15 protein-coding genes are annotated in these 17266 nt (G+C 66.5%); 8 read left to right on the top strand and 7 right to left on the bottom strand.

Annotated features, from left to right (window positions below; translation table 11 throughout):
* Window positions 1–21: 21 nt before the first annotated feature.
* Entirely contained in the window at window positions 22–1005 is a 984-nt protein-coding gene (locus QZ471_RS08065; protein ID WP_295462498.1) for a LysR family transcriptional regulator, read from the bottom strand.
* Between the two features lie 95 nt (window positions 1006–1100).
* On the opposite strand from QZ471_RS08065, the gene QZ471_RS08060 reads away from it, so the two are divergent.
* From QZ471_RS08060 to QZ471_RS08040, 5 genes are all read left to right on the top strand, one after another.
* Window positions 1101–1739 carry an alanyl-tRNA editing protein gene (locus QZ471_RS08060; protein ID WP_295462496.1) on the top strand — a complete coding sequence of 213 codons (639 nt, stop codon included), beginning with the start codon at window positions 1101–1103 and terminating at the stop codon, window positions 1737–1739.
* A 35-nt stretch (window positions 1740–1774) separates the two neighbouring features.
* Window positions 1775–2545, top strand: a complete 771-nt coding sequence (locus QZ471_RS08055) for a 2OG-Fe(II) oxygenase (protein WP_295462493.1) — start codon at window positions 1775–1777, stop codon at window positions 2543–2545.
* Between the two features lies 1 nt (window position 2546).
* The gene (locus QZ471_RS08050; RefSeq protein WP_295462491.1) at window positions 2547–3188 is read left to right on the top strand and encodes a LysE family transporter; all 642 of its coding nucleotides are present in this window, start codon (window positions 2547–2549) and stop codon (window positions 3186–3188) included.
* A gap of 32 nt (window positions 3189–3220) precedes the next feature.
* The gene (locus QZ471_RS08045) at window positions 3221–3550 is read left to right on the top strand and encodes an Arc family DNA-binding protein (protein ID WP_295462489.1); all 330 of its coding nucleotides are present in this window, start codon (window positions 3221–3223) and stop codon (window positions 3548–3550) included.
* 112 nt (window positions 3551–3662) lie between these two features.
* On the top strand, window positions 3663–5588 hold the full coding sequence (locus QZ471_RS08040; RefSeq protein WP_295462487.1) for a methyl-accepting chemotaxis protein: 1926 nt from the start codon (window positions 3663–3665) through the stop codon (window positions 5586–5588).
* Between the two features lie 44 nt (window positions 5589–5632).
* Here QZ471_RS08040 and QZ471_RS08035 read toward each other — a convergent pair whose 3' ends face one another.
* Entirely contained in the window at window positions 5633–6586 is a 954-nt protein-coding gene (locus QZ471_RS08035; RefSeq protein ID WP_295462485.1) for an alpha/beta hydrolase, read from the bottom strand.
* A gap of 115 nt (window positions 6587–6701) precedes the next feature.
* Window positions 6702–7286 carry a flavin reductase family protein gene (locus QZ471_RS08030; RefSeq protein ID WP_295462483.1) on the bottom strand — a complete coding sequence of 195 codons (585 nt, stop codon included), beginning with the start codon at window positions 7284–7286 and terminating at the stop codon, window positions 6702–6704.
* Between the two features lie 175 nt (window positions 7287–7461).
* Between QZ471_RS08030 and QZ471_RS08025 the strand changes: the two genes are divergently transcribed.
* Complete coding sequence (locus QZ471_RS08025) at window positions 7462–8154, top strand: hypothetical protein (protein ID WP_295462481.1); 693 nt, start codon at window positions 7462–7464, stop codon at window positions 8152–8154.
* A 4-nt stretch (window positions 8155–8158) separates the two neighbouring features.
* Here the strand turns inward: QZ471_RS08025 and QZ471_RS08020 are convergent, their stop codons facing one another.
* Entirely contained in the window at window positions 8159–8959 is an 801-nt protein-coding gene (locus QZ471_RS08020; RefSeq protein WP_295462479.1) for a hypothetical protein, read from the bottom strand.
* Between the two features lie 221 nt (window positions 8960–9180).
* Between QZ471_RS08020 and rep the strand changes: the two genes are divergently transcribed.
* Entirely contained in the window at window positions 9181–11193 is a 2013-nt protein-coding gene (rep, locus tag QZ471_RS08015) for a DNA helicase Rep (RefSeq protein WP_295462477.1), read from the top strand.
* Between the two features lie 671 nt (window positions 11194–11864).
* Here rep and QZ471_RS08010 read toward each other — a convergent pair.
* Both QZ471_RS08010 and QZ471_RS08005 read right to left on the bottom strand, forming a co-directional pair.
* On the bottom strand, window positions 11865–14450 hold the full coding sequence (locus QZ471_RS08010; RefSeq protein ID WP_295462475.1) for a cellulase family glycosylhydrolase: 2586 nt from the start codon (window positions 14448–14450) through the stop codon (window positions 11865–11867).
* A gap of 282 nt (window positions 14451–14732) precedes the next feature.
* Window positions 14733–15719 carry a glycosyl hydrolase 53 family protein gene (locus tag QZ471_RS08005; protein ID WP_295462473.1) on the bottom strand — a complete coding sequence of 329 codons (987 nt, stop codon included), beginning with the start codon at window positions 15717–15719 and terminating at the stop codon, window positions 14733–14735.
* 142 nt (window positions 15720–15861) lie between these two features.
* Between QZ471_RS08005 and QZ471_RS08000 the strand changes: the two genes are divergently transcribed.
* A complete protein-coding gene (locus QZ471_RS08000) occupies window positions 15862–16413 on the top strand; it encodes a DinB family protein (protein ID WP_295462471.1) in 552 nt (183 codons plus the stop codon).
* Between the two features lie 166 nt (window positions 16414–16579).
* Here QZ471_RS08000 and QZ471_RS07995 read toward each other — a convergent pair whose 3' ends face one another.
* Window positions 16580–17134, bottom strand: a complete 555-nt coding sequence (locus QZ471_RS07995) for a cupin domain-containing protein (protein WP_059228949.1) — start codon at window positions 17132–17134, stop codon at window positions 16580–16582.
* Window positions 17135–17266 lie beyond the last annotated feature (132 nt).

Here is a 17266-nt window from a genome sequence, read left to right as displayed (position 1 = left end):
TCTCACGAAAAGCCGGAATGACTAGCTGCCTATGGTGAGCTCCTGAAAGCGCTGCTCGGGCAAGGCGGCCGCACCGCGCCCCTGGCGTAACGCCTGGTCGCTCAGCCGTTCGACGAGAAAGTCGATGAACACCTTGAGCTTGGGCGGCAGATGGCGGGTCGCCGGATAGAGCAGCCAGGCGCCACCATAGTAGTGCGGCAGGAAGGTCCAGTCCGGCAGCACCTGGACGATCTCGCCCCGGGCCAACGCGGCCTGGGCGGTGAAGAATGGCAGGCTGCCGATGCCGATATGGCTCAGCACCGCATCCAGCCGCACCCCGGTGTGGTTGGCGGCGTAGCGCCCGCGGACGTTGACGTGGACCACCTTGGCGCCCTGGCGGAATTTCCAGCGTGAATCGGCCGGCTCCTCGCCCAGGTAGATGCAGCTGTGCTGGGCCAGGTCGCGCGGGTGCGCCGGGCTGCCGTGCTCGGCCAGGTACTGCGGCGTGGCGCAAAGTTGATGCTCGATGGTGAGCAACTGGCGTCCGACCAGCCCGGGCGGCGGGCGGTCGGTGATGCGGATGGCCAGGTCGACATTGTCGTCGATCAGGTCGACATAGCGATCCTCCAGCATCAGTTGCACGTCCACCGCCGGATAGCGGCGCAGGAAGTCGGCCATGTGCGGATGGATCACCGTGCTGCCCACCGCCTTGGGCACCGACAGCCGCACGATGCCGGCCGGCGCCTGGTTGAACTGGCCACTGACCTCCAGCACCGCCCGGGCGGCGCCGACCATGTCACTGCAGCGCCGATAGACCTCCTCCCCCGCCTCCGACAGCCGCAGCTTGCGCGTGCTGCGATTGAGCAAGCGGGTGCCCAGGGCCTTCTCCAAGCGCGCCACGCTGCGGCTGGTGGACGAAGGCGTCAGCCCCAGCTGTCGGGCCGCGGCGGAGAAGCTGCCGCTTTCCACCACCCGCACGAAGATGGCCATTTCGCTGAGCAGCGGCAGGGGAAGACTTATGCTCACAGCGCAAAATTCCTTTGGAGGGAGGGTGGATTATCACCTTATCGAGCGCTCTTTAGAATGAGGTCGTTTCTCGTTTTCCAAGAGTAGTAAGACGAATGACCGAGCGCCTGTATTTCCTGAGCGACAGCCTGATCGCCGAGGTCGAGGTCCTTGCCTGTACCGCCACGGCGGAGGGGTATGCCGTCGAGTTGCGTGCCACGCCCTTCCATCCCCAGGGCGGTGGCCAACCCAGCGATACCGGCTGGATCGGCACGGCCGAGGTCCAGCGCGTGGTGCAGGACGGCGAACGCATCCTCCACCAGGTCAACCGCCCGTTGCAGCCGGGCCGGGTATTGGCCCGGGTCGATGAGCAGCGGCGCCGCCTGCACGCGCGGCTGCACTCGGCCGGCCATCTGATCGGCCACATCGGCGAGACCCATGGCTGGCAGCCGGTCAAGGCCCATCACTGGCCGGGCGAAGGCAAGATCGAATTCGTGCCGGGTCTGGAGCCCCGCCCGCTGGACGGAGCGGCCCTGCAGGCGCACTTCGATGCCCTGGTGGAGGCGGACCTGCCGCTGCACAGCGAGGTCGACGCCGCTGGCCAGCGCCAGGTGCGCTTCGGCGAAGACGTCGCGCGCTACGCCTGCGGCGGTACCCATGTGCGTTCCACGCGCACCGTCGGTCAGTTGAGCGTGCTCGGACTCAAGGAAAAGAAGGGGCGCCTGCTGGTGAGCTACGACATGGCGGGCGCCTGATCACCCGCCTCCCTCACCCGCAGAAAGGAAGCGCCATGCTGCTCGAACTCGACGCTCTCGACACCGAGAGTCTGAACCGTCTCGCCGATGAACGCCTGCTGGCCGTGCGTATCCGGCGTTTCGTCCCCCGCCCCCTGGCCGACGACCTGGGCAAACAGATCCTCGGCAACGGCTTCGCCACCTACGCCAACGCGCCCAGCATCGGGCGCATCGGTATGGCGTTCTACGAGGCGGAAAACCAGCGGGCGCAGATGGACGACTACTTCGCCAGCGTTGCCCATAACCTGGAGGAGCTGCGCCGCCGCTGCCGCCCCTATCTCAATCCCATCGACCTGGTGCGCTGCGTCCTCGACGAGGTCTGGCCGGCCGGTGCCCGCCTGCAAACGCTCTGGGGCCGCAAGATGTACGTGGGGCTCTCGCGGGTGGTGAAGCCGGGTGTGCGCTTTCTCGCCCACCACGACATCTTCGCCAAGGACGCCCCCGGTAGCGCCGAGGCCGAAAGCGTGGTGACCCAGCTGGCCTGCAACGTCTACCTGACCATGCCCAGCCAGGGCGGTGAATTGCAGCTCTGGGCCAAGGAGCTGGCGCCGGACGACTTCGACGCCCTGCGCGGCGACAGCTACGGCATCGAGCCCGACCTGCTCGGTCCGCCGAGCCTGACCATCCGCCCGGAACCGGGCGATCTGATCCTGTTCAATTCCCGGCGCATGCACGCCGTGACGCCCGGCAACGACCAGCCGCGCCTGTCACTGTCGTGCTTCGTCGGCTATCGCGGGGCGGCCGAGCCCCTGACGTACTGGAGCTGACATGTCCCCTTACCTGAGCGAATTCCTCGCCCTGGCGACCATCCATTTCCTCGCCGTCCTGGCCCCCGGGCCGGACTTCGCCGTCACCGTGCGCCAGAGCGTGAGGTTCGGCCGGCTGGTCGGCCTCTGCACCGCCCTGGGCATCGGTGCCGGCATCTCGGTGCACGTGCTCTATACCCTGCTCGGCATCGGCGCCCTGATGCACGCCACGCCCTGGCTGCTGGACGCCGCCAAGGTGCTCGGCGGTGCCTACATCCTCTGGCTGGGTTTCAACCTCATCCGCAGCAAACCCACCGCCGCGCCGCTGGACGACAGCCAGTGGCAGGCCGCCGATCTGGAGCACCAGTCCCCGGCCAAGGCCTTCCTCACCGGCTTCCTGACCAATGCCACCAATCCCAAGGCCACGCTGTTCTTCCTGGCCATCTTCACCACCGTGGTCAGTGGCAGTACGCCGCTGGCCGTGCAGGGCCTGTACGGCCTGTGGATGTGCGCGGTCAACGCCGGCTGGTTCGCCCTGGTCAGCCTGCTGTTCTCCAGCGCTCGCGTGCGCCAAACCTTCCTGCGCCTGGGCCACTGGTTCGAAAGAACCATGGGCCTGGTGCTGGTTTTCTTCGCCGGTCGACTGCTGTTGTCGGCGCTTTGACGTCAGCCACCCCTTGTCTTTGGAGGTTCGCCATGCCTTACGTCCACCGCGCTCCCGCTGGAATCCCCACGGAAAAGTTCGTCGTCCGCCTGCCCGATGGCATGCGCGAACGCATCGCCGCCGTGGCCCGCACCCATCGCCACAGCATGAACACCGAGATCGTCGCCTGGCTGGAACGCAGTCTGGTGCAGGACGGGGTCCTGGAGCAGAGCGAGTCCCACCAGGACGACGATCTGCTCAGCGGCAACGAGCAGTTGCTGCTGCACCGCTTCCGCCAGCTCAACGAGCGCCAGCAGAATGCGCTGATCTCGGTGCTGGAGCTGGAACTGCCGGTGCCTCTGGCCAGCCAGGAAACCGCCTGATCGACCGTCGGCCCCTGCAGGGGCCGAACGTCCGCTCCGGCCGCGTACCCCTATCAAGAACGCGGCCGAGCGTCCGATACAGTGACATTCCCGAATCCCTTCAGGTGTCACGATGTCCGCCCACAACGCCTCCTGGCTGAACAACCTCGGTATTTCCAAGAAGCTGGCGCTGGGCTTCGGCGCCCTGCTGGTCATGGTGCTGGTGGTGGCCCTGTTCGGCTATCTCACCGCCAATACGCTGCTCGAGCGCATCAACAAGACGCGCTACAGCGGCGAACTCAAGGCGGACATTCTCAACATCAGGGTCGACGAAAAGGCCTATCTGCTCGATCCCAGCGCGGTCAACGTCAAGCAGCAGCAGGATGACATGGCCGAGGTGGCGGAAGACCTCGCCCACGGCCTCACCCTGCTGTCGAACCCGACCAACCGCGCCATCCTCGCCAGCGTCCAACAGGAGCTCAAGGTCTACCAAGAGCGTTTCGCCGCCCTGCAAAGGGCCAAGCAGACCAGCAGCGAGGCCCAGACCGAACTGGCCCGGGTCTCTGACAATGTCACCAAGACCTTCGACGAGTTGTTCGAGCTCGTCTTCACCCCTGGCGGCGACTACAGCGTCGCCGACCTAAAGGCCGTGGCCCAGATGAAGACGCAGATGGTCGGCATCCGCCTGGCGATCCGGCGTTTCCTCGGCGCTCCCGACGACGGCAAGTCCCAGGCGGCGCTCAAGGCCATCGACGAGTTGCTCAAGACCGTGGCCGATGCCCAGGCGCAGATCGACGGCGACACCGCCGCGCGGCTCTACAGCGCCACCCAGGACGTCACCCGCTATCGCGCCTTCGTCGAATCCATCATCGCCCAGAACCGCCAGGCCGATGCGGCCGTGGCCAGCTTGCAGGAGCAGGGCAAGAAACTCTTGCAGTTGCTCGACCAACTGGGCGCCGGCCAGCTCAAGTCCGCTGCCGCCGAGCGGGACTCGGCGTTGCTGCAACTCGCCCTGAGCATCCTCGTCGCCCTGCTGATCGGGATCGCCGCCGCCTGGCTCATCACCCGGCAGATCACCCAGCCGTTGGCGACCGCCATGGCCATGCTCAAGCGGGTGGCCGCCGGCGATCTCACCCAGCGCAGCGAGGTGAGCCGGCGCGACGAGCTGGGCGAACTGCAACGCACCACCCAGGCCATGGCCGACGACCTGCGCCAGCTGGTCGGTGGCATCGCCGCCGGCGTGGGCCAGCTCAGCAGCGCGGCCGACGAACTGTCCGCCTTCGGCGTGCAGACCAGCCGCGGCGTCACCCAGCAGCGTGATGAGATGCACCAGGTGGCCACCGCCATGAACGAGATGGCCGCCACGGTGCACAACGTGGCACAGAACACCTCCACCGCCTCGAGCGCCGCCCACAACGCCGACGCCATGGCTCGCGAGGGCAGCCGCACGGTCAAGCGGGCCGCCCAGGAGATCACCCTGGCCGCCGAGGAGGTCCAGGGCCTGGGCGCCGCCATGGAGCAGCTGGACGCCGCCAGCGGCCGCATCGGCAGCGTCATCGACGTGATCAAGGCCATCGCCGAGCAGACCAACCTGCTGGCCCTCAACGCCGCCATCGAAGCCGCCCGCGCAGGCGAGCAGGGCCGCGGCTTCGCCGTGGTGGCCGACGAGGTCCGCTCCCTCGCCCAGCGTACCCAGGAGTCCACCCAGGAGATCGGTGAACTCATCACCGCCCTGCAGCAGGGCACCACGACGGCCAGCGAGCGGATGCAGGCCAGCCGCGAGCGCACCCTGGGCACCGTGACCCTGGCCCAGGACGCCGAGCGCGCCCTGGACGCCATCTACCAGACGGTGGCGGAGATCCAGAACCTCAACCAGCAGATCGCCACCGCCGTGGAAGAACAGAGCCTGGTGGCCGAGGAGATCAACGGCAACGTGGTCAAGGTCAGCGGCCTGGCCGAGCAGTCCGCCACCGCCAACGCCCATGCCGCCGCCTCGGTCAACGAACTGGCCCGCCTGGGCGGCGATCTCCAGCGGATGGTGGCGCGCTTCCGCGTCTGAGCATGCGGACCAGGCCACGGCGCCCTGGGCGCGGTGGCCATCACTCAGGGCTGCAAGCGCCTGGCCAGCTCCGGGTCCAGCCCGGCGAGGAAGGCATCCACGGCACGGGTATAGGCACCTTCCTGGCCGAGCTGCTCGTTGATCTCGCTGTGCTTGAGCGGCAACGGCAGGACACTGGCGCGCCCGCCGAGCGCCTGGGCACTCTGGGCGAAGCCGTCGGCCTGCGGGCAGGCATCGCGGCGCCGGCTGGAGCAGACCAGTAGCAGCGGTCGCACCCCGGCCTGCAGCTGCGCCTGGGGCGAGGTGCGCCGCCAGAACGCCGGGTCCTGGCCGAAGGCCTGGTCGTAGAGCGGCAGGTGGCGATCCTGCATCAGCGCCGGGACGTCGAAGACGGCACTGTCCAGGATCACGCTGCCCAGTGGCGGCGCCAGGCCGGGGGCAGGCGCGGCGGCCAGCAGCGCGATCAATTGGCCACCCGCCGAATGCCCCATCAGCACGAAGCGGCGCGGATCGCCGCCCCAGCGCGGGGCCTCGCGCTGGGCGAAGGCCAGGGCGGCCGCGACGTCGGCGGCCTGGCTGAGGACGTCCGCCTCCGGCAGCAGTCGATAGTTCACCGAGACGAAGACGATCCCCCGGGGTCCCCAGTGGTCGAGCTTGTTCTGCACCACCCGCGGCATCGTCTTGTCGCCGGTACGCCAGGCCCCACCATGCACCATGAACACCACCGGGGCGCCGCTCAGGCCGGGCTGGGCATAGACATCCAGCCGCTGTCGACGATCGGCGCCATAGGCCTGGTCGGACCACACCTTGATCCCGGCCGGTACCTGCAGCCGGGCAGAGCCGGCGTTCTCTTCCAGGTCGTCCACGTCGGCGCGCTCCGCGCGTTCCGCCCGCTGGGTCTGCACCCAGTCGCGCAAGGGGCCGCCGAATACCGCCGCACTCGCCCCCAGGCCGAGTGCGCCGGCTGCGACCAACGCCAGCAGTCGTGAAGTACCCATACCAGAGCCCTCCCGGCCAAAAGCTCTGCTTTACGCCGGAAACCCGCGGCTGTCAGGCCGGCGGACGATCAAGGGCAGGCGGGAGGCGACGACCGTAGACGCCCGGCGTCCGGCTTCACGCCAGCGGCTGAAGCATCCGCCCCTGGATGCCGTCGCCAATCACCAGGAAGTGCCCGCCCGCCACATGGTGCAGGGTGCGCAGCCCGTCCTGGCCGGCGAAGTCCCAGTGGCCGTCGCGAAACACCCGGGTATCGGCCTGGGCGGCGACCACCTCGCCGAGGAAGAGATCGTAGCCCTGCTGGTTGTGCGCCTCGGGCAGCAGCCGGCACTCCAGCCAGGCCACGCAGCCGGCGATCCGCGGGGCGCTGACCTGCTCCCCAGCCAGGGTCTCGATGCCGTAGGCGGCGAACTTGTCCAGCTCGCGGCCGGTGGTGTTGCCCACCGTCTGCACCAGATCCACCTGGGCTGCGCAGGGCACATTGAGCACGAAGCTGCCCTCGGCTTCCAGCAGCTCGCGGGTCCAGGTCTGCTTGTCCAGCACCACCGCCACCTTGCAGGGCTCGAAGTCCACCGCCATGGCCCAGGCCGCCGCCATGACGTTGCGCCGGCTGCCATGGGCGGCGCTGACCAGCACGGTGGGGCCGTGGTTGAGCAGGCGATAGGCCTTGGCCAGGGGGACGGGGGCGAGGGTCGAATTCATGGGCTGACTCCAGCGGGAAAGCCCCAGGGTAGCGCAGCGGGCACCGTTCGGCGCCAAGTGGGCAAAAAGTTGCCATTTTCGTCGCAAGGCGCCAAACGCTCCGGCTCATCCAGGGTCTATCGGCCACTCCCCGCTGTCCGGGACCGACAAGAAACTCGTGTTAAGGATGACCCCCATGCCCTCTCGCCTGGCCCTTCCCGCCCTGCTGCTGTCCGCCTGCTGCCTCGCCGTACCGCTGGCCCAGGCCCAAAAAGCCAGTCCGCCGGCCACCAGCACGGCTCCCCAGCCGCTGCTCTCCAGCTCGATCAACGACTTCACCAACGAGGATTGGGATCGCGGCGTACTACGCCGGGTAGCCGGCGTCACCATTCCCGCCACGCCGGCCAACGTCGAGGGCTTCATCAGCGGCCGCCAGGCGCAACTGGGCGATGGCCAGTGGCGCGCCATCACCGACGTCCAACGGGTGGGCAACAACCTTGCGGTGTTCGTCGAGGGCGAACCACTGGACGCCGAGACCGTAGGTTATCCGCGGCGCCTGGCGGTGGACGACGCCCCCGGTACCGGGCGCCATCTGCAGCGACTGCCGGGGCGCTTCAACACCCCGATCAACGACTTCACCAACCAGGACTGGCTCAAGGGCATCTATCGCAAGGCCGCCGGGGTCTCCATCCCGGTCACCGAGCGCAACCGCGAGGAGTTCAAGAGCGGGGCCATCGTCCGCCTGGCCGATGGCCAGGACTATGCCGTCACCTACGTCAACGAATTCGGTCGCAGCATGGCGGTGTTCCTCGACAGCCCGGCCCTGCCCGGCGAGAAGTACGGCTATCCGCGCCAGCTGACCTTCGTCGCGCCGCCACCCAAGCCGTGACCGGTCAACGCTGATTGACGGTCATGCTGTTGCCGTTGCCGTTCTGGGTCAAAAAGGCCGTGTTGGCGTCGCGCTGGGTCAGCGCGACCTGGTTGGCGTTGCCATTCTGGTAGACATAGGCGGCCGGGTACAGGATGCCGTCCGGCCCGGCCGGCGTCCAAACACCCTGGCCAGTCTGCTCGATGGTGACCAGGTTGTTGTCGCCGATCTGCTGCGCCCCCGCGCTGAGGAGCTCGCCGTCCTGGCTGATGTCGATGCGGTTATCGTTGCCGCGGCTCGCGTTGCTGATGTTGTTGCGGCGGCCCGAGACCGACAGGGTCTGGACGTTACGATCGCCATCCTGGCTCACATTGATCGCCGAGGAGCCGCGCTGGGTGACGGTCAGCTGGTTGTCGTTGCCGATCTGGATGAGACCGGCCGACACATACTCGCCGCTCGGGCCGCCCGTCTGTTCCAGCGTCGCGCTATTGCCGTTGCCGACCTGGGAAAGTTGTCCGTCGAAATCGAGAGAGCCCTGCTGGGAGATCCGGGCGGTATTGAGTGCCCCCTCCTGCCGGATGACCGCCAGCGAATCGCGGTTCATCTGATAGAGGACGGCCTGGTTGTCGGACCCCTGCTGCTCGATCCAGGCAGCGCTCTGCGTGGCCTCCTGGGTGATCGAGGCGCTCAGGCGATCGCCATTCTGAGTGACGCGTCCGTCGTTCGCATCGCCCGTTTGCCTCAGCTCCGTGGTATTGGCGGCGGCCAGGGCCAGGCCGGAGCAACCGAACAGGGTGGAAAGCAACAGCACGCGGGATAGGGACATGGTGGGTATCTCATCCAAGGAAGGCAGAAGTTTTCGGGACGACCGCCGGGCCGCCCAGCACGGCTGAAGTCTAGCGAGGCTCGTCGATAACGCTCTCGCTCGATCGGTCCCTTTTGCAGCCGGCAGGGCATTAATCCTCCGTGGTTGGCAGCGGCTCGCGCTCCCCGTCCCCGGGCCGTGACTGCTAGAATTCACCGCCCAGCGTCACCCCTCGGTCCGCCATGTCCAAGCTCAATCCCCGCCAGGCCGAAGCCGTGGCCTACATCAGCGGCCCCCTGCTGGTGCTGGCCGGCGCCGGCTCCGGCAAGACCAGCGTCATCACCCGCAAGATCGCCTACCTGGTGCAGCAGTGCGGCATCCGCGCCCAGTACATCTGCGCCGTGACCTTCACCAACAAGGCGGCGCGGGAGATGAAGGCGCGGGTGGCCAGCCTGCTCAAGGCCGGCGAAGGCCGCGGCCTGACCGTCTCCACCTTCCACAACCTCGGGCTGAACATCATCCGCCGCGAGTACGGGCACCTGGGCTACAAGCCGGGCTTCTCCATCTTCGACGAGGGCGACATCAAGGCGCTGCTCACCGACATCATGCAGAAGGAGTACCAGGGCGACGACGGCCTGGACGAGATCAAGAACTACATCGGCAACTGGAAGAACGACCTCATCCTGCCGGAAGAAGCCCTGGAAAAGGCGCGCACGCCCAAGGAGCAGACCGCCGCGGTGGTCTACCTGCACTACCAGCGCACCCTCAAGGCCTACAACGCGGTCGACTTCGACGATCTCATCTTCCTGCCGGTGAAGCTGTTCCAGGATCACCCCGAGGTGTTGGAACGCTGGCGCAATCGCATCCGCTACATGCTGGTGGACGAATATCAGGACACCAACACCAGCCAGTACCTGCTGGTAAAGATGCTGGTGCAGGAGCGCGCCCAGTTCACCGTGGTGGGCGACGACGACCAGTCGATCTACGCCTGGCGCGGCGCGCGACCGGAAAACCTGATGCAGCTCAAGGACGACTTCCCTTCGCTGAAGGTGGTGATGCTGGAGCAGAACTACCGCTCCACCAGCCGCATCCTCAAGTGCGCCAACGTGCTCATCGCCAACAATCCCCATGTGTTCGAGAAGCAGCTGTGGAGCGAGATGGGCCACGGCGATCCGATCCGGGTGCTGCGCTGCAAGAACGAGGACGGCGAGGCCGAGCGCATCGCCCTGGAGATCCTCACCCTGCACCTCAAGACCCAGCGGCCCTACGCGGACTTCGCCATCCTCTATCGCGGCAACCACCAGGCCAAGCTGATGGAGCTCAAGCTCCAGCACCACCAGATCCCCTACCGGCTCTCCGGCGGCACCAGCTTCTTCGCCCGCCAGGAGGTCAAGGACGTGATGTCCTACCTGCGCCTGCTGGTCAATCCGGACGACGACAATGCCTTCCTGCGGGTGATCAACGTACCGCGCCGGGAGATCGGCTCCACCACCCTGGAAAAGCTGGGCAACTATGCCGGCAGCCGCGACCTCTCCATGTACGCCGCCGCCGACGAGATCGGCCTCGGCGAACACTTGGACGCCCGCTTCACCGAGCGCCTGGCACGCTTCAAGCGCTGGATGGACGGGGTGCGCCGGAATTGCGCCGGCGAGGATCCCATCGGCGCCCTGCGCAGCATGGTGATGGATATCGACTACGAGAACTGGATCCGCCAGAACGCCAGCTCCGACAAGGTCGCCGACTTCCGCATGGGTAACGTCTGGTTCCTGCTGGATGCGCTGAAAAACATCCTGGAAAAAGACGAAGACGGCGAGATGACCATCGAGGACGCCATCGCCAAGCTGGTCCTGCGCGACATGCTCGAACGCCAGCAGGAGGAAGAGGAAGGCGCCGACGGGGTGCAGATGATGACCCTGCACGCCTCCAAGGGCCTGGAATTCCCCTATGTGTTCATCATGGGCATGGAGGAAGAGATCCTGCCGCACCGCTCCAGCATCGAGGCCGACACCATCGAGGAAGAGCGCCGCCTGGCCTACGTGGGCATCACCCGCGCGCGCCAGACCCTGGCCTTCACCTACGCCACCCGGCGCAAGCAGTACGGCGAGCTGATCGACTGCACCCCCAGCCGCTTCCTCGATGAACTACCGCCCGAGGACCTGCAGTGGGAAGGCCTGGAGGAAGCCCCCCAGGAACAGAAGGCCGCCCGTGGCAACGACGCCCTGGCGGCGATGCGGGCGATGCTGAAGAAGGGGTGAGGACCACTGCCGGCGTTACCCTCACCCCAACCCTCTCCCGGAGGGAGAGGGGGCCAGCGCGTGCCGCCGCGAGCCGAGGCATTTAGCCTCAGACTTAGCCATGAGCCCCTGGCTAGACCAGAGCACGCGACCAACCCACTCACACGGAGCAGTCCCCTATCCCTCCGGGAGAGGGCTAGGGTTAGGGCCCGCCCCGCTCCAATCCCTCCAAAACGACACCGCCCCCACGCCAGACAAGCCGTGGAGGCGGTGCGGGCGATGTTGAAGAAGGGGGTGAGGGCCGCTGCCGGCGATCACCCTCACCCCAACCCTCTCCCTGAGGGAGAGGGGGCCAGCGCGTAGCACAGCGAGCCAAGGCATTTAGCCTTAGGCTTAGGCAAGAGCCCCTGGCTAGACCAAGGCATGCGACCAACCCACTCATACGGATCAGCCCCCTCTCCCTCCAGGAGAGGGGGCTAGCGCGTACCACCGCGAGCCAAGGCATTTAGCCTTAGGCTTAGTCATGAGCCCCTGGCTAGACCATGGCACGCGACCAAACCACTCACACCGATCAGTCCCCTCTCCCTCCGGGAGAGGGTTAGGGTGAGGGCCGCCCCACGCCGATCGCCCAAAACAACACCGCCCCCACGCCAGGCAGGCCGTGGGGGCGGTGCGATCGACGCCGGAATCTCTTACTTGGCGAAGCTGGTCACCATCTCGAAGATCGGCTTGGGCCGCTTGAGGTCATACATCATCCCGAAGTGCTGCTCGTGGACCACCGGGTTGTTCGGCTCATCGAGCAGTTCGTAGACGTTGATCTCGGCCACCACGTCTCGGTAGCTGGTGTTGAGCACCGTGAGCATCTGCTTGACGCTGTCGTAGCAGGCCTGATCGCCGGCGCGACCGCCGTCGGTGTTGCCCTGGTAGACGTTGCCGCAGTTCATCTCGTTGAAGAACACCTTGGTGTTGTACTTGGTGGCCATGGCGCGCATCTGACCCAGGTACATGTCCATCCAATAGCCCTTGTCGTCGAAGTAGGGGTAGTAGTGGAAGCTCACGTAGTCGAAGTTGAAGCCCGACGCCTTGGCCTGGTCGAGGAACCACATGGCGCCATTGCGATCACCCGGGCAGCGCGCGGTGCTGCTCTTGTCGTCCGAGTTGCACGCCATGACGTTGATGGTGGTCTTGAGATTGGCGCCCAGTTCGTCCGAGGCCTGCTTGATGCCGCGGTAGATGCCGACCAGCACGTTGATGCGGTCCTGGGCGCCGGTCTTGGTGTAGTCCTGCTCGTTGCCGATCTCCCAGATCTTGATGTCGTTGGCGTAGCGCTTGGCCAGGGTATAGGCCTGGGCCTGGGTCAGCTTGTGGGTGATCACCGGCCGCAGGGTGATCTTGTACTGGCGCGCCAGGGCTACCAGCCGATCCAGGCGGTCGAAGTTGGTCACCAGGTACTCGCCGGAGCGATAGGTCCGCAGGTTGCGTGCGGCCAGGAGTTGCAGGCGGGCTTCCATCTCCGAATCTGGATAGGCATCGCTGTTGTCGTGCCCCACCACCCCCAGCGGGATGTTGGCATAGCCGGTCAGCGGCGCCGAGGAGACGGTACTGGTGGGAGCCGGCTGGACCGCGTTCTGCACCGGTTGGGTGGTGGTCGAACCGCCTTGGGCCAGGGCCGTATTCACCTTTTGGTCGAAGACGGTCTTGTCGTCGCCCAGGCTGCTGCGCATGACCTCCAGCGGCAGGTTGGCACGCGAAGTGACACCATTGGCCAGACGGCTGGTCCAGTAGGCGCTGCCACTGCTGTCGGCGCTGCGGCCATAGAGGGTCTGGTAGACCTTGTTGACCAGAGCCGCGCCGCTCAGGGAGCCGTAGAGCGCGGTGGATTCGCTATTGGCGGCGAAGGTGGCCGCCAGTTGCTCGACACTCAGGTCACTGGCCAGGCGCGAGGCCCAATAGTTCAGGCCACCGGCATCGGCCGCCCGACCGTAATAGGCCAGGTAGAGCTGCTCGACGGTGGTCAGCTTGGACGAGGTCGTGGCGTTGGCAGCGGTTCCGGTGGTAGCCGTGGTGCCGCCCGTGCTCGCGCCGGTCCCCGTGGTGCCCGCGGTAGTGCCGGTACCGGTGGTAGGCGTGGCGCCGGTCGTGGTGCCGGCATTGCCGGTAGCAGCAGTGGCGCCCGTACCGCCGGTGGTGCCTGCAGTCGCGCCGCCGGTGGCGGTCTCGGTCTTGACCGGCGTGGTGACGGCTGGCGTCACCTGGGGGCCGATGCCGCTGCAGCTGTCCTTGTCCAGGTACTTGGCGAGCACCGCCCACTGCGGTCGGTCCTTGCCGTTGATGGGCTCGACCGCCTGGTTGTAGCTCGCCCAGCCGGGGCCGGCGGCCCAGTAGGTGGCCGGGATGCAGTTCTGCTTCAGGTAGGCCAGCATGTTGTCGAGAATGGGCAACCAGCGCGCATCCGTGTCAGGTACGCCGAAGCCGCCGATGAAGCCGCGCTTGTTGTTGGCCTTGAGCCAGGTGACGAAGGGCTTGAGGCGGTCGACGCCATAGCTGGGCGCCAGGGTCGCGACGTTCAGGGTGGTGTCGAAGAAGGCCTGGGCCATGAAGATCAGATTGTTGGCCGGGTCGGTCAGCTTGAGCAGGCCGTCGTTCCACTGCGGCCAGCGGCTGGTGTCGGCCCAGCCGTTGCCCTCGATGAAGATCGGATGGGTGGAGTCCGCCACGCGCACGCCGTTGATGCCGTACTGGGCAGCGGTCGGCCAGTTGCTCACGGCGTCGTGGGGCTCGTTCATGATGTCGTAGCCATAGAGCGCCGGATGGGTGCCCCAACGTTGCGCCACCCGCGTCATGAGGTTCTGGAAGGCCTCGTAGGGCACTTCACCCGCGCCGATGACCTTGCCCTGGTAGCGGGCGTAGTTGTGCAGATCGAGGATGACCTTGACGCCGTACTTCTGGGCGTAGCCCAGGGTGCGATCGATCAGGGCCGCGTAGGTGGGATCGAGATTGACCCCCATGGACGGTTGCAGACGCTCCCAGAGGATGGGGAAGCGCACCAGCTTCACGCCCTTGGCGCTCCACTGCTGGAAATGGCTCTCGGCCGGGAAGATGTAATTGCGGTCGTTGACGCCGGGCAGTATTTGGGCGGCGAAGGTCGCGCCGGAGAAGTTGAGGCCGACCAGGTCGACGGCCTGGGCCGAGGTGGCGAGCGAAGCGGTAGTAAGCAAAGCAGGGAGCAGCAGCGCCTGACGCGGCAGGCGACGCGAGATAGAGCGAAGGATAGTCATTGAAGCGGAACCAGATAGGCCCGAGGTGCGCGATTCGATCCGTGCATCCCACCTCGGTACAGCAGGAAAACTGCCAGGGAAGATCGTTTACCCGGCACCCGCGGAGACTAGTGCAAGCGCTGGACCAAGAAAAACCGGTGCCATCACAAAGCGCAGTAAACGTTAGGTTTTTCCAGATGTACGGCGCTGATGATGGCACCTTCGCTACCGTTGGTCGGTGACTGGCTGGTCAGGCGATGGTCCATCCCAAGCAAAAAGTCAGACTTGTCCGCTTTCTGACGCCTAGGGCGACCCGGCATAACGACGCACCAGCGCCATCACAGGCTTGGGTCGCTGCAGGTCGTACAGCAGCCCGAAGTGCCGCTCGTGGAGCACCGGATGGGTGGGCTCGTCGAGCAATTCGTAGAGATTGATCTCGCGTACGACGTCGCGGTAACGGCCATTGAGCTCGGACAGCAGCTGTTCGAGGCTGTCGTAGCAACCAAGGTCGCCCGGTCGACCGCCATCGGTGGTGCCGTTGTAGATCTCGCCGCAGTTGGCCTCGTTGAAGAACACCTGGGTGCGGTACTTCTCCGCCATGGCGCGCATCTGGCCCAGGTAGAGATCCATCCAGCGCCCGCGGTCGTGGTAGTGCGGGTAGTAGTGGAAGCTGATGAAGTCGAAATCGAAGCCGGCGGCCTTGGCCTGCTCGAGAAACCACAGGGAGCCCGATCGTTCGCCGGGGCAGCGCGCCTTGGGGCCGGTGTCGTAGGGATTGCAGGCCATGACGTTGATGGTGGTTTGCAGATTCGCGCCCAGTTCGTCGGAGGCGCGGCGGATGCCACGGTAGATGTCCACCAGGCGACTGATGCGGATGCCGGCGCCGACGCGCGAATGATCCTGTTCGTTGCCGATTTCCCAGATCTTGATGTCGCCGGCGTAACGCTTGGCCAGGGCGTAGGCCTGGGCCTGGGTCAGCTGCTGGGTGATCACCGGCCGCAGGGTGATGTGGTATTGCCGGGCCAGGGCGACCAGGCGATCCATACGCGGCAGGTCCAGCAGCAGGAACTCGCCGGAGCGATAGCTGCGCAGGTTGTAGCGGTCGAGCAATTGCAGCCGCTGTTCCATCTGGGCATCGGGATAGGCAGCATTGTTGTCGTGCCCCACCACGCCCAGGGGAATGTAATCCAGCGCCGGCAGGGTCACGGACTCGGCGGCCGACGCCGTGCCGACCAGGAACAGCACCAATGCCAGCCCCAGGCCGTACCCTCGCGAACCCTGTCGCATCATGCGCTTCCTTGCCGGTGAGAGATCCAGCGCGAGCATGGCAAAGCGCTGTCAGGGCCTCAATGCCGCAGGTTCCCAGCTGCGACCTCCGGCACAAGGCAGCAGGTTACAGTAGGTGTCCGTGCGCCCTGTCGAGAAACCAGCCATGACCACTTCCCTGCTGCTGGCCCAGGCCTGCAACAATCGCTGGTCCAATCATCGCCTGCTCGCCGCCTGCGCCACGCTGTCGCCCGCTGCCCTGCACGCGCCGCAACCCGCGGCCTTCTTCGGTTCGCTCTGGGCCCTGCTCACCCACCTGCTGGATGTCGACCGTTTCTATCTCGATGCCCTGCACGACCAGCCCCGCCCCTACCGTGATGAAGACTGGCCGGACCTGGCCACGCTGACGGCAGCCCAGGTCGCCAGCGACCAGCGCCTGATCGCCCTGAGCCGCAGCCTCGCTCCCGAGCAGTTGCTCCAGCTCATCACCCTCCCCCGCGCCAGCGGCCCGGTACGGGAACAGCGGCTGCGCACCCTGCAGCATCTCTTCGTGCACCAACTGCATCACCGTGGCCAGGCCCACGCCCTGCTGCTGGCCAGTGGCGTGGCCCCGCCGCAACTGGACGAATTCTTCCTCGCCCAGGACGAGCCGCTGCGCCGAGCGGAGCTGGCGGCGTTGGGCATCGATGAGGGGGAATTGTGGGGGACTACCTTGTAGGAGCGGCCCATGGCCGCGATACGGCGGCGCCGATGCAGCCGATCCCCCGCTCGGACAGCCCCCTCTCCCTCCGGGAGAGGGTTGGGGTGAGGGCCCCCTTGGCACCGACTTCAACGTGGAAACGGCTGCGCCGTTTCCCACCCCACGGCCATCATGATGCGGGCGCTTAGAAATTCGCCGGTGTGGTCGCGCTGATCAGCCGGGCGGGGGCCTCGAAGGGATTGCGGAAGCGGTGCGGGCGACTGCTTTCGAAGTAGTAGCTGTCGCCGGGTTCGAGGATGTGCACCTCACCGCCCACGGTCAGCTCCAGGCGGCCCTCCACCACCAGGCCGGCTTCCTCGCCCTCGTGGGCGTACATCTCTTCGCCGGTGTCGGCGCCCGGGGGATAGGTCTCGTCGAGAAAGGCCAGGGCCCGGCTGGGATGGGCGCGGCCGACCAGGCGCATGCGCACGGTCTGGGCCCCACTGGCGATATCGATGAGTTCGTCGGCGCGATAGACCACCTGGGTCGGGGCGTCCTGCTCCAGGTCCAGGGAGAAGAACTCGACCAGGGACATGGGAATGCCGGCCAACACCTTCTTCAGCGAGCTGATGGAGGGGCTGACACTGTTCTTCTCGATCATCGAGATGGTGCTGTTGGTTACCCCGGCGCGCTTGGCGAGTTCGCGCTGGGACAGGCCCTTGAGGGTGCGGATGGTTTGCAGGCGGGCACCGACGTCCAAGGTGGTGAACTCTCCTCGACAGGGCGGACGAACCGCAGGCTAGCGCCACGAAGGCAGGTGTTCGGCATCATGGCAACGCTGTTCGAGATTTACAACACGTAGCGCGCGGGGCAGTACCTCACCACCGACCGC

Source organism: uncultured Pseudomonas sp., assembly GCF_913774235.1.
Taxonomy (GTDB): Bacteria; Pseudomonadota; Gammaproteobacteria; order Pseudomonadales; family Pseudomonadaceae; genus Chryseomonas.
Note: the sequence above shows the minus strand (reverse complement) of the source record. Positions and strands in the feature narration are given on the sequence as shown.